This is a genomic window from Pseudomonas sp. W15Feb34, from assembly GCF_023127765.1.
Lineage (GTDB): Bacteria > Pseudomonadota > Gammaproteobacteria > Pseudomonadales > Pseudomonadaceae > Aquipseudomonas > Aquipseudomonas synxantha_A.
The window spans coordinates 284,518-299,144 of sequence record NZ_SPKN01000029.1 but is presented as its reverse complement, the minus strand read 5'-3'; the positions used below and the strand labels follow the sequence as shown (position 1 = coordinate 299,144).

Annotated in this window: 12 protein-coding genes; 7 read left to right on the top strand and 5 right to left on the bottom strand. The window is 59.7% G+C overall.

The genetic code is table 11. The annotated features are described in order from the left end of the window. Positions 1-13 precede the first annotated feature (13 nt). Positions 14-1,447: a glycosyltransferase family 39 protein gene (locus E4O97_RS15085; protein ID WP_248161601.1), complete on the top strand. Its 1,434-nt coding sequence runs from the start codon at positions 14-16 to the stop codon at positions 1,445-1,447. A 15-nt stretch (positions 1,448-1,462) separates the two neighbouring features. Here the strand turns inward: E4O97_RS15085 and E4O97_RS15080 are convergent, their stop codons facing one another. After that, the gene (locus E4O97_RS15080; RefSeq protein ID WP_005791582.1) at positions 1,463-1,951 is read right to left on the bottom strand and encodes a TIGR00645 family protein; all 489 of its coding nucleotides are present in this window, start codon (positions 1,949-1,951) and stop codon (positions 1,463-1,465) included. Between the two features lie 162 nt (positions 1,952-2,113). Between E4O97_RS15080 and E4O97_RS15075 the strand changes: the two genes are divergently transcribed. Next, complete coding sequence (locus E4O97_RS15075; protein ID WP_248161599.1) at positions 2,114-3,937, top strand: hypothetical protein; 1,824 nt, start codon at positions 2,114-2,116, stop codon at positions 3,935-3,937. 6 nt (positions 3,938-3,943) lie between these two features. Here E4O97_RS15075 and E4O97_RS15070 read toward each other — a convergent pair whose 3' ends face one another. After that, positions 3,944-4,261 carry a hypothetical protein gene (locus tag E4O97_RS15070; protein ID WP_005791586.1) on the bottom strand — a complete coding sequence of 106 codons (318 nt, stop codon included), beginning with the start codon at positions 4,259-4,261 and terminating at the stop codon, positions 3,944-3,946. A 299-nt stretch (positions 4,262-4,560) separates the two neighbouring features. Continuing rightward, entirely contained in the window at positions 4,561-6,999 is a 2,439-nt protein-coding gene (locus E4O97_RS15065) for an ATP-binding protein (RefSeq protein WP_032879413.1), read from the bottom strand. 265 nt (positions 7,000-7,264) lie between these two features. On the opposite strand from E4O97_RS15065, the gene E4O97_RS15060 reads away from it, so the two are divergent. The 5 genes from E4O97_RS15060 (at position 7,265) to E4O97_RS15040 (ending at position 11,191) form a co-directional block, all read left to right on the top strand. Further along, on the top strand, positions 7,265-7,753 hold the full coding sequence (locus E4O97_RS15060; protein WP_003194274.1) for a DUF3015 domain-containing protein: 489 nt from the start codon (positions 7,265-7,267) through the stop codon (positions 7,751-7,753). Between the two features lie 92 nt (positions 7,754-7,845). Further along, on the top strand, positions 7,846-9,699 hold the full coding sequence (locus tag E4O97_RS15055; RefSeq protein WP_078822370.1) for a DUF4105 domain-containing protein: 1,854 nt from the start codon (positions 7,846-7,848) through the stop codon (positions 9,697-9,699). Positions 9,700-9,868: 169 nt separating this feature from the next. Beyond that, positions 9,869-10,174, top strand: a complete 306-nt coding sequence (locus E4O97_RS15050) for a chorismate mutase (RefSeq protein ID WP_032879411.1) — start codon at positions 9,869-9,871, stop codon at positions 10,172-10,174. A 92-nt stretch (positions 10,175-10,266) separates the two neighbouring features. Continuing rightward, positions 10,267-10,623, top strand: a complete 357-nt coding sequence (locus E4O97_RS15045) for a hypothetical protein (RefSeq protein ID WP_032879410.1) — start codon at positions 10,267-10,269, stop codon at positions 10,621-10,623. 70 nt (positions 10,624-10,693) lie between these two features. Next, the gene (locus E4O97_RS15040) at positions 10,694-11,191 is read left to right on the top strand and encodes a GreA/GreB family elongation factor (RefSeq protein WP_032879409.1); all 498 of its coding nucleotides are present in this window, start codon (positions 10,694-10,696) and stop codon (positions 11,189-11,191) included. Here the strand turns inward: E4O97_RS15040 and gdhA are convergent. Beyond that, positions 11,188-12,525 carry an NADP-specific glutamate dehydrogenase gene (gdhA, locus tag E4O97_RS15035; RefSeq protein ID WP_248161597.1) on the bottom strand — a complete coding sequence of 446 codons (1,338 nt, stop codon included), beginning with the start codon at positions 12,523-12,525 and terminating at the stop codon, positions 11,188-11,190. The two genes, E4O97_RS15040 and gdhA, sit on opposite strands and share 4 nt — an antisense overlap. A gap of 348 nt (positions 12,526-12,873) precedes the next feature. Continuing rightward, positions 12,874-14,538, bottom strand: coding sequence for an energy-dependent translational throttle protein EttA (ettA, locus tag E4O97_RS15030; protein ID WP_005791601.1), 1,665 nt, complete (start codon positions 14,536-14,538; stop codon positions 12,874-12,876). Positions 14,539-14,627 lie beyond the last annotated feature (89 nt).

Genomic DNA, 14,627 nt, shown 5'->3' with positions numbered 1-14,627 from the left:
GTAGCCAGATTCCATGACGCGTCCCGCTCCCCTGCTGCTCCTGCTTGCTGGTCTGTTGTTCTTCTTCGCCCTTGGCAACCACGAGCTGCAAGGCTCCACCGAGGCTCGGGTGTCCGGGATCGCCATGGCGATGCACTTGGACAATGACTGGGTGGTGCCGCGCCTGTTTCGTGAACCCTTCCTGGAAAAACCACCCCTGAGCCTGTGGCTGGATGCCGGTGCGATTCGCTTGTTCGGCGCCAGCACCGGGGCGGTGCGCCTAGCGTCGGCGTTTGCCGGGTTGTTCAGCGTGATGCTGCTGTACGGGATGCTGCGTCGCTTCAAGCGGCCGCAGACGCTGGCGTTCAGTGCCGCACTGATTCTGGCGACCATGGCCAGTTACTGGGGCAATGTGCGGGGGGTGGGTGAGGATTCGTTGCTCAGCCTCGGTGTGACCATGGCATTGCTGGGGTTCTACCAGGCTGTGCGGCCCGAGCGCGATGGCTCCAGTGTGTGGGCGTGGGCGTTGTTTACCGCTGGCATGGTCATCGCCACCCTGAGCAAGGGTGTGTTGGGCCTGGCGCTGCCGGGGATCGTGATCTTTGTGTACCTGCTCAGTACCAGTCTGATGGATAAACGCCTGCGCATCGGCGACTGGCTCAAGCCGGCACTGTTCACGCTGCTGGCCTTGGTGCCGTTGCTGATCTGGCTGGGGTTTCTGTTTCAGCGCGGTGGGATGCAGGCGGTGGGCGAGGTGTTGTGGACCAATAGCGTCGGGCGCTTCAGCGGTTCGTTTGCCGAAGCCGGGCATTACGAACCGTTCTACTATTACCTCGCGAAACTGCCCGAGGCCTTTCTGCCCTGGAATATCCTGGTGTACCTGGGCCTGTGGCATTTCCGTAAAAGCCTGGTGCGCAACCGCTATCGTCTGTTTTTCAGCGTGTGGCTGGTGGCGCAGTTCACCCTGCTAACCCTGGCTTCCAGCAAACGCACGGTGTATTTGATGGCGCTGACGCCAGCCGCGGCGGTGTTGGCCGCCGAATATGCGCGGGTGCTGTTGGAGTGGGCCAAAGACCGCAAGCCGGCGCTGTACCGCTACCACCGGCAGATCATCGGCGGGGTTTTCACCCTGGCCATCGCCTGCTACCTGAGCGCAGCGTTCTGGTTTGCACCAAAAGCCGATGTGCGCCAATCATTCGTGCCGGTGATCAGCCAGGTCCAGACCCTGCAAGACGAAGGCCGAACGGTGGCGATGTTTCAGCCCAACGAGCGGATCGCCGGCGCCAGCGTGTTCTACCTGCAAGCCTACCTGCCGATCCTCAAGACCGAACCCGAGTTGCGCGCCTTCCTCAGCGCCAAGCCCGGCAACGTTGCGCTGACGGACCACACCGACCGACTGAAAGAGCCGGTCACAGTGATCAAGCAAATGGCGATCAACCGCCAGCCTTACTACTTCGTCGAGCAGTAAGGCCGGCGCGGGGCATCAGTGCTTGGTGAGCTTGTCCAGGTAGCCCATGGCAAACGCCGAGACCACGAAGGTCATGTGGATGATCACGTACCACATCAGGTGTTGCGGATCGACGTTCTTGGCGTCCATGAAGATGCGCAGCAGGTGGATGGAGGAAATCGCCACGATGGAGGCCGCCACTTTCATCTTCAGCGACGAAGAGTCCATGGTGCCCAGCCAGTTGAGCTTTTCCTTGTTTTCATCGATATCCAGTTGCGAGACGAAGTTCTCGTAGCCGGAAATCATCACCATCACCAGCAAGCCGCCAACCAGGGCCATGTCGATCAACGACAGCAGCAACAGGATCACTTCCGCTTCCAACATGGTGAAGATGTTGGGAATCACGTGAATGATTTCCTGGAAGAACTTCAGCGCCAGGATCAGCAAGCCCAGGGACAGCCCCAGATAGATCGGCGCCAGCAGCCAACGCGAGGCGTACATCGTATTTTCGATAAAGCGTTCCATTGAATCTCACACAGCTTGGCTAAAAATGGCGCCGAGTATACCAGCCGCCACCCGGCCCCTGTCACCGCGAGAAAACTGACCCAAGTGGCATCTGTAAGAGAATTTTTCTGCTAGTGTCGAGGCCATTAACTCGGCTCGATGATGTCGGACAGGAAAACTCAGATGATGGATGTGCGATCCCCTTTGGCCACTCTCGGCCTGTGTGCGGCGTTGCTGATGGCCAGCGGCTGCTCCCCCAAAGAAGAGCAGAAGCAGGCGACCCTCGAAGAGAAAACCGCGAAGTTCGAACAGTCCCTGGACACCATCCAGGACCCCAAGCTGCGCGATGCCATCGCAGATCTGGGCGGCTCGCTGCTGTTACTGGAACGTGCGCGCCTCAAGCTCGCCACCAAGCCCATCGAGGCCGAGTACGGCGAAGACACCCTGGCCTTGCTCAAGCACTACCCCACGCCCCAGGCTTTGGTGGATACCTATATCAATGGCCTGTTCGTGCTGCGCAAAAGCTCTCATTCGGACTATCTGACGGATTTGCAGCCGGTCTTCCCGTTCAATTTCAACGCCCCTGACCAGTTCCCCTTCCCCCATGGCCTGGAATGGCAGTCGGTGACACTGAGCAACAACAAAGTCATTCCCTTCCAGCCGGAATGGTCGGAAACCGACCCGGGCATCCAATTGAGCCCCAGCAGCTCCAACCTCACCAACCCCGATGACCTGACGGTGACCTACCCGTTTATCGAAGGCATCGAGACGGAAAACAAAAGCCAGCCGCAGCCCGTCAGCCTCAAGGGCGCGGTTGAAGTGATCACGCCGGGCAAAGTGCTGACCTTCGACCTGAGCAAAAAGGACGTGGGCCATAAACGCACCGAGGGCAACATCACCCTCAATCTGCTGTTGCTGGAAAAGAACTACGCCGAAATCGAACTGACCAACAGCGCCCCCCTGGCCGCAGACGTGGGCGACGAATCACCGAACCCTTTGCTGGTGCAAGCGCGGGACACTACCGGGCAATTTCTGACCCGCTCGGGCTCGATCAACGAGAGTGCCGCGCAAGTGGCGTTCTACGAGAAGCAACTGGCTGAAATGCACAAGCAAAAAGCCTGGTCCGACGCCTTCGAGAAACAGCTCACCGATGAGCAAAAAGCCTTCGAACACAAGCAAACCAGCCATTACGCCAAGGTGTATTTCAACGGGCTGATCGACAACCTGCAGGTCAATGTCCTGGATTTCTCCCAGGCCACGGTTACCCACAAAGACCTGGATCTGCCGGTATTACGCTTCGACAGGAACAGCCTGCAAACCACGGTGCAGGCCCTGCCGATGCCGGTCACGGTGTATGACGACGACGCCGCCAGCTGGCTCAAAGATGCCTCGATGACCGAGGACCAACTTAAAAGCAGCGTGACCATCAGCCAATCGACCGAAGACGCCAGCGCCGCGAAAATCATCTTTGACCACCCTTTCACCTTCAACGACGACCTGGTCGGCGCCGAGCGTAACAACAGTGATGCGCCTATCACCTTCTTCACCGCCGACGACAAGGGCGAGCGCGGCGAGCCCATCGAGCTGCCGACCGAGGCTTTCGAGCTGAACGCAGTAAACGGCACACTGACTTACGACCTTAATCTGTTCCCGGAGACCCCGGCGTTTGTGGTGGGCTCGGTGCCGCTGTTCCTGGCGACTATCGAGAAAGCCGTGATTGATGTCGCCAAGCTGCCCAAGGGCCTGTCGCTGAAGGACAACGCGCTGATCGTCGATCAAAAGGACTTCCCCTCCGACAGCTGGCGCATCTACGCCAAGGACGCCAGCGGCAATTACCTCAAGGAAATCCTCAATGTCAGCCACCGCGCCGAGGAGTACGGCACCGCGCTGTTCGACGTGCATTACTTCTACGGCCAGCCGACTACGCTGGAGAGTTACCAGCGCACCGACCTGAGCACCGTGCAGTACGGCTTCGAGGTCAAGCTGGACAAACCAGAGAGCAAATAGCCGGCGCTAAAGGGCCAACTGCTCCTGGCCGCCATTGAGTTGGCGCAGATGGGCTTGCAGGTGCAGGCACCAGATCTGCGGCTCGTCCATTTGCTCGTAGCCATGCAAGGTCAGGCTATCAACGATGGTGCCCAGCATTCTTTCGGCCACGAAGGGACCATGGAACGGGCCCTGGGATTTGATGGTGGAAGGCTGCTCGCCCGACATCCCGGCGGCAAACAATAGCGTCCACATGCCGTTATCCCCGGCGAGGGGGCGAATGGAGCATTCGATACGGGTGACCAGGCCCAAGCACTGGCGGGTAAGGCAAAGGTTGCGCGACATGGCGGCGCCCCTCGGTAGATCGGTGTTCAGCCCCAGCGCAGGGCGAGGCTGTTTCTATCCTGCGACTCCTGTGGATATCCCTGACTCTGAGAATAGAAGAAAAACACCACAAACCAAGGTTGTAGGGACCAACGGGCGTCGGTCCCCGAGAATGGAGTCAATTTTGTGGCATAAACAATTCTATATGTGGGAGGGGGCTTGCTCCCGATTGCGGTGTGCCAGTCTAAGTAATTTTGACTGACCCACTGCTATCGGGAGCAAGCCCCCTCCCACATTTGATTCCCATTGAGCTTCAGGGATCAGCTTGGCTTGGCTTCTGCCAACGCCTGCTGCGCCAGCTCTTTCTCCGCCTCCTTCAGATCTTCCTCGCTGATCATCTCGGCAATCGCGCGCAAACGCTCCACCACCCGCGCATTCACGGTGCCTTCCGGAAATTGCCCCTCGGCGTCCGGCTCACCGGCATCCTCGCCCACCAACAGGCTCAGCGCCTCATCGGCCTGGCGTACCGCATAGATGTGGAATTGCCCGGCGCGCACGGCCTGCAGCACCTTCTCGTCGAGCATCAACGTCGCGACGTTGGCCTGAGGGATGATCGCACCCTGCTCACCGGTCAGCCCGCGTGCTTCGCAAAGGCGGAAGAAACCTTCGATCTTCTCGTTGACCCCGCCCACCGCCTGCACTTCACCAAACTGGTTGATCGAGCCGGTGATGGCAAAGCACTGCTTGAGTGGCGTCTTCGACAAGGCCGAAATCAAGGTGCATGCCTCGCCCAGGGACGCACTGTCGCCGTCCACATAACCGTAGGACTGCTCCAGGGCGATACTCGCGGAGATCGCCAGCGGGAATTCCTGAGCATAACGGCTGCCCAGGTAACCGGTGAGGATCATGACGCCCTTGGAGTGAATCGGCTGGCCGAGGTTGACTTCACGCTCGATGTCGACAATACCGCTGCCCCCCGGGTACACCGTGGCGGAAATCCGCGCCGGCACGCCGAATGCCGAGTCGCCGACCTCCAGCACCGTCAACCCGTTGCACTTGCCCACAGCGGCGCCGGCGGTGTCGATCAGGATGACGCCGGCGAGCATGTCGTCGAGAATCCGCGCCGACACGCGACCGGTGCGTGTGGCTTTGGCCTTGAGGGCGCGCTCGATATGCCCGGCATCGGTCATTTCGTCGCCGGCCAGGTGGCGAATGAAGTCCGCCTCGCTGACCAACTGGAACAGGTCGCCAATACGAGCCGACAAGCGGCCCTGATGTTCGGCCAGGCGTGCGCTGTAAGTCGCCAGGCGCGCGACCGCATCCGAGGTCAGCGGCGCCATGCCTTCTTCCGAAGTACGAGTTTTGAGCAACTGGGCGAACTGCTCCAGGCTCTCGTCGACCATCGGGATGTCTTCGTCGAAGTCCACCAGTACGCGGAACATCTCCTGGAAGTCCGGGTCGGCGTCTTGCAGCGCGTAATACAACTGGCGCGAGCCGATGATGATCACCTTCACCTGCAAGGGGATCATTTGCGGGTTGAGGGTCACGGTGGCCAGGCGGCCCAGTTCGCCCAGGGGCGACTCCATCTTCAGCTTGCGCGATTGCAGGGAACGCTTGAGCGCATCCCATACAAACGGCTCGCTGAGCATTTTTTCGGCTTCCAGAATCAGGAAGCCGCCATTGGCGCGGTGCAAGGCGCCCGGACGCAGTTGGCGATAGGTGGTGTAAAGCGCGCCCTGGTCGGTGCTGTATTCGATACGGCCGAACAGGTTGTCGTAGGTCGGGTGCGGTTCAAACACCACTGGCGCACCACCGTTGACCGGGTGACCCACCACCAGGCTCGGGCAGTACTGCTCTTCAAGCAGCTTGCGCGCCTGGGCGTCGGTCTTGGCGTCGTCCACCAGTTGCTCGACCACGGTTTTAAGCAGGTACACCTGCATCGCTTGCAGGTAGCCGCAAACGCCGGCGTTTTCTGCATACTTTTCCGACAACGGTGCCAGCAACGGCTGCAGGGCCAGGGTGATGGTTTCTTCGTTGAACTGGCGCAGCTGGTTGTTGGACTCGCGCTTCCACTGCGGCAGGCTGGCCAACTCTTCGTTGAGGCGCTCTTCCAGCTCGGAAATATCGTTGTGGAAACGCTCGCGATCGGCTTCCGGCAGTTGCGAAAACTCGGCTTCGTCCAGCGCCTTGCCGTCGAGCATCGGCGTAAAGGCGATGTTGGAGCTGTCGCGGTACAACGCCACGTCCTTTTCCAGGGCCAGGCGTTCGATCACATCCAGCGCCTTGTCGTAGCGCTGGTTGAAGGCCCGGTCGATGGCGCTTTTGCGCTGTTGATAAGTGGGGTGTTCAAACACTGCCGGAAAGGTGGCCACCAGGTTGTCGACCAACCCGTTGATATCGGCGATAAACGCCGCGGCGCCGCCCCCTGGCAATTCCAGGGCGCGGGGCTCGCGTGGCTCATCGAAATTATTCACATAGACCCAGTCCGCCGGGGTCTGCAGGCGTTTGCCTTCGGCTTTGAGGTAGCGTTTGACGAACGAAAAGCGGCCGGTGCCGGGCTCGCCCATCACAAACACGTTGTAACCGGGGCGTGGCATGGCCACGCCGAACTGCAAGGCTTCAACCGCACGTTCCTGGCCAAGCACACCGCGAAAGGGCTCCAAATCATTGGTGGTCGAGAAGCTGAACTGTTCAGCGGAGAAAGGGCGAGTCAGCGCTTCGGGCGCTAGACGCAAGCTGGCAGCAACAGGATCAGGCATCGGGCTTCCTTACATCAGGCGGGGCAGATGGGGGCATTCTGGCTCCGGGTTGAGCGCTCTGGCAAGGCGCGCTTTCGGGAAAGCATAGCCACCGCACGCGTCCTACAAAAAAATCGCCTGAGACTTAATGTTTATAAAAAAACACGGAACCCTAGGAACGTGCCTAAACTCCAAACTGCGCGGGTTGGACTAATAACTGGCCCCTAGGGTGCTGAGAAGCACCTGAACCCTTGTCCATTGGTTTGCACACAAAGAGAACAAAGCTATGAAACGGATCCTTCTTGGTACTCTCTTCACCGTCGTCTCCCTCAATGCAATGGCAGAAGCACCAGGTGGCCCGAACTGCGGTTGGGGCAACATGTTGTTCGAAGGCCAGCGCGGTACTCCGGCTCACTTCCTCGCTTCCACCACCAACGGCACCTCGGGTAACGCCACCTTCGGCATGACCTCGGGCACCAATGGTTGCAGCACCAACAGCGCCCTGACCTACGGCGGCAAGTCCTGGATTGCCATGAATGGCATGATGAACGAGCTGTCCGAAGACATGGCCAAAGGCAACGGCGAAGCACTGACCACCTATGCCGTGGTACTGGGTGTTGCCCCGGAAGATCGCGATCACTTCGCGGCCGTGACCCACGAGCACTTCCAGCAGATCTTCAGCAAGGCTGACGTGACCGCTGACGACGTGCACAACAACACCATTGCTGTACTGAAAAGCGATGCCCGTCTGGCGAAATACGCTACCCAGGCTTAAGCTCGACCCGCCCGCGTCTTTCGAGGCGCGGGTTTTATTTTTTCGACCTGCCCCCCTTGGGTCTTTTTTTCAGTCCGACTTAAGTAGCCCCCATGCTCAAACGCCTCGCTTGCCTGGCTCTCTTCGCCTGCGCCCCGCTGCATGCGGCACCGCACCTCGACGATCAACGTTTGCAGCAACTGGCCAATGATCCGTTCTGGCTGTCGCTGGGGCATTACGAAGCCGGCAAGATCAGTGGCTGGCGCAGCTATGTCAGCGACAAGAAATTCTTCCTCGCCGCCGACGGCGCCCATCACCCGGACGCCGAACTCAAGGCCACCGTGCAAGCGCTGTATGCACCGGCCAGCCTGGGTGAGAAGCACGCCCAGTGTGTGTACCCCGCACGTACCCGCTGGCTCAAGGATCAGTTGCACCTGACTGACCTACCCGCCCTGGACTGCAAGGAATTCACCCAATGGTTCAAGGACGTCGCCCCCCATAGCGCGGTGATGATCTTCCCCGCGGCCTATCTCAACAGCCCGTCGTCGATGTTCGGCCACACCCTGCTGCGCATCGACCAGGCCGACGTGCAAAGCAACAACACTGCGCTGCTCAGCTATGCCATCAACTTCGGTGCCTATATCGAAGGCTCCGACAACAGCATTCTGTATGCCTGGAAGGGCCTGATGGGCGGCTACCCCGGCCTGTTCGCCCTGGTGCCCTATCAGGAGAAACTCTCCGAATACCGCAGCCTGGAAAACCGCGACCTGTGGGAATACCGCCTGAACCTCACCGAGGTCGAGACCAAGCGCATGGTCGAGCACGTGTGGGAGCTCAAGCAGATCCAGTTCGACTATTTCTTCTTCGACGAAAACTGCTCCTATCGCCTGCTGGAACTGCTGCAAGTGGCCCGCCCCGGCCTGCGCCTGACCGAGCAATTCCCGCTCACCGCGATCCCTACCGACACGGTCAAGGCCGTCAAGGAAGCGGGCTTGGTGGAGAAGATCGACTATCGGCCCTCCCGTGAACGCGAGTTGCTCGAACGCGCTAAACCTTTGGATAGTGATGAGCAGCAATGGGTACTGAAAATCAGCGACGATCAGAAGCAACTGCAAGAGCCGGCCTTCAAGGCTCTGGCGCGTGATCGCCAGGCACTGATTGTGGATGCCGCCTATCGCCTTGGCCGCTACCGCGCCAACGGCCTGGAGCGTGACACCGCACGCTCCCAACGTAGCTTCGAACTGCTGCGCGCGATCAACCAGAACCCTGCGCCAGACCTCAAGATCACGCCGCCTGGTTTGCCGGAAAACGGCCACCAGTCACGCACCTGGCAAGCCGGCATCGGCACCCGTGGCGACAAAGCCTTTGGTGAATATGGCCTGCGCATGGCCTATCACGACCTTAACGACAACGCCGAAGGCTTCCCCCTCGGCGCCCAGATCGAAATCCTGCAAATGAAACTGCGCCAGTACGAAGGCAATCACTGGCAGTTGCAGCAACTGGACCTGGCCACCATCCGCTCGCTGACGCCGCGTAACGCGCTGCTGCAACCCTGGTCATGGCAAGTGACTGGCGGCCTGGAACGGGTACCGGGCAAGCACGACGACGAAACCCTGGTCGCCCACGTCAACGGCGGCGCCGGCGGCACCTGGCAACTGAGCGACGACATGCTCGGCTTCGCCCTTGGCACCGTGCGCGTGGAACACAACAACGATTTCAGCGAAGCCATCTCGCCCGCCGCCGGCTTCAACACCGGCGTGCTGTGGAAAAACCCACTGGGCAACCTGAGCCTGGAAGCCAAGGGGGATTTCTTTACCAATGGTGAAGTGCGGCGCAGCATCAGCCTCAACCAGCAGTGGGAACTGTCGCGCAACCTGGGCCTGCGCCTGAGTGCGCAGCGTGAATACAGCCACTTATCCACGCCCGTGAATGAAGTGATGCTTGAAGTGAAGTGGTACCACTACTGACATAGGCCTGGCGAAGATCAAAATGTGGGAGGGGGCTTGCTCCCGATGGCAGAGTGTCAGTCACCGAATACGAGGCTGAAACAACGCTATCGCGGGCAAGCCCGCTCCCACACTTGACCGCATGCTTTCAAAACCATCGCGTTGCCTGTCCAATAGGAGCTCTATCAACATGGCCGTTAATTGCACCACCCTCGAAGAAGTCCGCGAAAACATCGACCACCTTGACCAACAAATCGTCACCCTGCTCGCCGAGCGAGGCCACTACGTATCTCAAGCAGCGCGCTTCAAAAAAGATTCGGATAGCGTCAAGGCGCCGCAACGAGTTGAACAGGTGATCGCCAAGGTGCGGGGGTTGTCCGAGGTAGTAGGCGCTAACCCAGAGGTAACTGAGCAGGTGTATCGCGCGATGATTGCGGCGTTTATCCAGCAGGAGTTGGCTGAACATGCCGCTCTGACGGTCAACGAGGCCTTTTAACCCAACACATTTCTCACCGCCCTTTCACACCGCCCCCACAAATCACTGACTAGACTCCCCTTATCAGCCGTGAATCGGCCAGGGAGTACGCCATGTGGCGGTATGCGGTAATGCTGTGTGCAATGGTGTGTTTGTCAGGCTGCCAATCCACTCACCAAGAGTTGCTGGCCAAGGGTTATCCACCCGCCTTCGCTGACGGCTTTGACGATGGTTGCAGCAGTGGCCGCCAGGCCGCTGGGGTGATTACCGGGGAGTTTCGCAAGAACGTTCCACGCTATTTGAAAGACCGGCAATACGCCGAAGGCTGGGAAGACGGGTTTCGCCAGTGCAAAGCCATGCGTGAGAACGAAGAGCTGCGCGACTACCAGGAAAACCGCAACAACGACCGCGAGCGCGAGTGGCAGCAGGAAAAAGACCGCGATGCGGCCAAGGCGTATCGCTCGCAATAGGTCGTTTGCAGACATCCATCGAAACTAAAGCACGGCAAACATGGCCCAAATGCCATAGAGGGAGAACACCATGAGCCGAGCTTTTGTAAATGAAGACAACGCCGCCGCCCAGGCCGACCAGCCGGTGGAGCGTCAGGTCAGCGAACAGCCCAACCGCCTGACCGCGCAAGGGTTGGCGCAGTTGCAAGCCAAGGTGGCGCAATTGCAGCTTGAGTACAGCGCCGAGTCCGCCAAAGGTGAGCAGGCCGATAAGCAGCGCCAGGCGGATCTTGAGCGGGACCTGCGTTACTTCAACCAGCGGGTGCAAAGCGCTCAGGTGGTCGCGCCGGCGACAGCCACCGACAAGGTGCAGATCGGCAGCTGGGTCACGTTCGCCAATGAGCAGGACGAGCAACAGCGCATTCAATTGGTAGGTGAGGATCAAGCCGACGCCAACGCCGGTTTGATCAACTGGGGCTCGCCTCTGGGCCGCGCCTTGTTGGGGGCCCAGGTGGGCGACGAGGTGCTGTGGAAGCGCCCCGTCGGCGATCAGTTGATCGAAGTGCTGAGCATCGAACCCGAGGTTTAGACGATGCCCTGGGCCAGCATCGCGTCAGCCACTTTCACGAAGCCTGCGATGTTGGCGCCCTTGACGTAGTTGACCCGGCCGTTTTCCTCACCGTAATGCACGCAGGCATGGTGAATCGACTGCATGATGTTGTGCAGTTTGCTGTCCACTTCCCCGGCGGTCCACAGCAGGCGCATGGCGTTCTGCGACATTTCCAGGCCGCTCACTGCCACACCGCCGGCGTTGGACGCCTTGCCAGGCGCAAACAGGATGCCCGCGTCGATGAAGATATCCACAGCCTCCAGGGTGGTCGGCATGTTGGCGCCTTCGGCCACGCAGATGCAGCCGTTGCGCAACAGCGTGCGTGCGGCTTGGGCGTCGAGTTCGTTCTGGGTGGCGCATGGCAGCGCGATATCGCACGCCAGCTCCCAAGGGGTTTGGCCTTTGCGGAATTCCAGGCCGAAACGTTTAGCCAGTTCACTGATACGCCCGCGCTGTACATTTTTCAGCTCCAGCAGGGCCGACCATTGTTCTTCGGTCAAACCACTTTCGGCGTACAGGGTGCCTTCGGAGTCCGACAGGGAAACCACCTTGCCGCCCAGGTCCATGACCTTGCGCGCCGCGTATTGCGCCACGTTGCCGGAGCCGGACACCGCCACCCGCTTGCCTTCGACCCGCTGACCTTGGCGCTTGAGCATTTCCTCGGCGAAATACACACAGCCGAAACCGGTGGCTTCCGGACGAATCAGGCTGCCGCCATAAGTCATGCCTTTGCCGGTCAGCACTGAAGTGAATTGATTGCTCAGGCGCTTGTACTGGCCGAACAGAAAGCCGATTTCCCGTGCGCCCACACCGATATCGCCGGCCGGCACGTCGACGTCCGCACCGATGTGGCGGTACAACTCGCTCATGAACGCCTGGCAGAAGCGCATCACTTCGGCATCGCTCTTGCCCTTGGGGTCGAAGTCCGAGCCGCCTTTACCGCCGCCCATGGGCAGCGAGGTCAGGGAGTTTTTGAAGGTCTGCTCGAAGGCGAGGAATTTCAGCACGCCCAGGTTGACCGAAGGGTGAAAGCGCAAGCCACCTTTGTACGGGCCGATGGCGCTGTTCATCTGGATACGGAAACCGCGATTGACCTGAACCTTGCCGTGATCATCCACCCACGATACCCGGAAGGTGATGGCGCGTTCCGGTTCGCAAATGCGCTCCAGAATGCCCGAGGTCAGGTAGTGGGGGTTGGCTTCAAGAAAAGGCCACAGGCTGCGCAGGACTTCTTCCACGGCCTGGTGGAATTCCGGCTGGTCGGGGTCTCGTTTCTTGAGGCGGGCCAGGAAGGATTCGACGGATTCGATCATGAAAAGTCTCGGCAAATTGATTGTTGTTAAACAGAGAATGAGCCGGACTTTATCAATTCATTTCGCACCGTGACAGGGCAAAATGTCGCTTTTGTGAATTTAAATGGTGCATTGGATATAAATAATCAGGATTTTTGCCCTCTAACAGGGATTTCAACGCGAGATATGCACCAATAGTTAAACCGCTATCGCAGGCAAGCCAGCTCCCACATTGGACCGTGTCGTAGCAGAGGTACTCGATCTAATGTGGGAGCTGGCTTGCCTGCGATGAAGTCGCCTCGGTCCACCTGAACAGCGCCCAAAAAAAAACGGAGCCCGAAGGCTCCGCTTTTTTCAAACCAGCCCGAATCAGGCCAGTTTTTTGTGACGCACACGGTGCGGCTGGGCAGCTGCTTCGCCCAAGCGCTTTTTACGGTCTGCTTCGTACTCGGTGTAGTTACCTTCGAAGAACACCGCCTGGGAGTCATCTTCGTACGCCAGGATGTGGGTCGCGACGCGGTCAAGGAACCACCGATCGTGAGAGATCACAATGGCGGCGCCCGGGAAGTCCAGCAGGGCTTCTTCCAGGGAACGCAGGGTTTCAACGTCGAGGTCGTTGGACGGTTCGTCGAGCAGCAACACGTTGCCGCCCTCTTTCAAGGTCAGGGCCAGGTGCAAGCGACCACGCTCACCACCGGACAGGTCCTTGACGAACTTCTGCTGATCGCCGCCCTTGAAGTTGAAACGGCCGACATAGGTGCGCGACGGGATTTCATAGTTGCCGATACGGATCTGGTCGGAGCCGTCGGAGATCTGCTGGAATACAGTCTTGCTGCCGTCGAGGTCGTCGCGGCTCTGGTCTACACAGGCCAGTTGCACGGTGTCGCCGATCTCGATGCTGCCGGAGTCCGGCGTTTCCTTGCCCATCAACATGCGGAACAGCGTGGACTTACCCGCACCGTTACCACCAATGACGCCGACGATCGCGCCTTTTGGCATGGAGAACGACAGGTTGTCGATCAGCACGCGGTCGCCATAGCCCTTGGATACGTTCTTGAACTCGATGACCTTGTCACCCAGGCGCGGACCGGCCGGGATGTAGATCTCGTTGGTTTCGCTGCGCTTCTGGAATTCCTGCGACTGCATTTCTTCAAAGCGTTGCAGACGGGCCTTGGATTTGGACTGGCGGGCCTTGGCGCCTTTGCGCACCCATTCCAGCTCTTCCTTCATGGCTTTTTCGTGGGCCGATTGCTGCTTGGATTCGGCGGCCAGACGGTCGGACTTGGCTTCCAGCCAACCGGAGTAGTTGCCCTCGTAAGGGATACCGGCGCCGCGGTCGAGCTCGAGGATCCAGCCGGCGACGTTGTCCAGGAAATACCGGTCGTGCGTGATCGCAACCACGGTGCCCGGGAAATCGTGCAGGAAGTGCTCCAGCCAAGCGACGGAATCGGCGTCCAGGTGGTTGGTCGGTTCGTCGAGCAGCAGCATATCGGGAGCCGACAGCAGCAGGCGGCACAGGGCCACACGACGTTTTTCACCACCAGACAGGTGCTCGACCTTGGCGTCCCACGCCGGCAGGCGCAGCGCATCGGCGGCGACTTCCAGTTGGCGCTCCAGGTTGTGACCGTCGCCAGCCTGCAGGATGGCTTCGAGCTTGGCCTGCTCGGCGGCCAGCTTGTCGAAGTCGGCATCCGGTTCGGCGTAGGCGGCATACACCTCGTCGAGGCGCGCCTGGGCGTCCTTGATCACGCTGACGGCCTCTTCAACCACTTCGCGCACGGTCTTGGTCGGATCCAGGATCGGCTCTTGCGGCAGGTAACCGATATTCAGGTCCGGCATCGGGCGGGCTTCGCCTTCGAACTCGGTATCGACGCCGGCCATAATTTTCAGCAGCGTGGACTTACCCGAGCCGTTGAGGCCGAGCACGCCGATCTTGGCGCCTGGGAAGAAGGACAACGAAATGTTTTTCAGGATTTCCCGCTTCGGCGGAACAACTTTTCCCAGCCGATGCATGGTGAAGACGTATTGAGCCATGGTGAACCTAGCGTCAGTGACTGATGAATTAAGCGGACGAAGCCCGTGCCAGGCCATGCGCCGCGCGGGCCTTTGACTATCATCAATGC

Excerpts from the sequence above, each read along its gene's own strand:
- E4O97_RS15085 (WP_248161601.1), top strand. The coding sequence starts at position 14 with ATGACGCGTCCCGCTCCCCTGCTGCTCCTGCTTGCTGGTCTGTTGTTC.
- E4O97_RS15080 (WP_005791582.1), bottom strand. The coding sequence starts at position 1,951 with ATGGAACGCTTTATCGAAAATACGATGTACGCCTCGCGTTGGCTGCTG.
- E4O97_RS15075 (WP_248161599.1), top strand. The coding sequence starts at position 2,114 with ATGATGGATGTGCGATCCCCTTTGGCCACTCTCGGCCTGTGTGCGGCG.
- E4O97_RS15070 (WP_005791586.1), bottom strand. The coding sequence starts at position 4,261 with ATGTCGCGCAACCTTTGCCTTACCCGCCAGTGCTTGGGCCTGGTCACC.
- E4O97_RS15065 (WP_032879413.1), bottom strand. The coding sequence starts at position 6,999 with ATGCCTGATCCTGTTGCTGCCAGCTTGCGTCTAGCGCCCGAAGCGCTG.
- E4O97_RS15060 (WP_003194274.1), top strand. The coding sequence starts at position 7,265 with ATGAAACGGATCCTTCTTGGTACTCTCTTCACCGTCGTCTCCCTCAAT.
- E4O97_RS15055 (WP_078822370.1), top strand. The coding sequence starts at position 7,846 with ATGCTCAAACGCCTCGCTTGCCTGGCTCTCTTCGCCTGCGCCCCGCTG.
- E4O97_RS15050 (WP_032879411.1), top strand. The coding sequence starts at position 9,869 with ATGGCCGTTAATTGCACCACCCTCGAAGAAGTCCGCGAAAACATCGAC.
- E4O97_RS15045 (WP_032879410.1), top strand. The coding sequence starts at position 10,267 with ATGTGGCGGTATGCGGTAATGCTGTGTGCAATGGTGTGTTTGTCAGGC.
- E4O97_RS15040 (WP_032879409.1), top strand. The coding sequence starts at position 10,694 with ATGAGCCGAGCTTTTGTAAATGAAGACAACGCCGCCGCCCAGGCCGAC.
- gdhA (WP_248161597.1), bottom strand. The coding sequence starts at position 12,525 with ATGATCGAATCCGTCGAATCCTTCCTGGCCCGCCTCAAGAAACGAGAC.
- ettA (WP_005791601.1), bottom strand. The coding sequence starts at position 14,538 with ATGGCTCAATACGTCTTCACCATGCATCGGCTGGGAAAAGTTGTTCCG.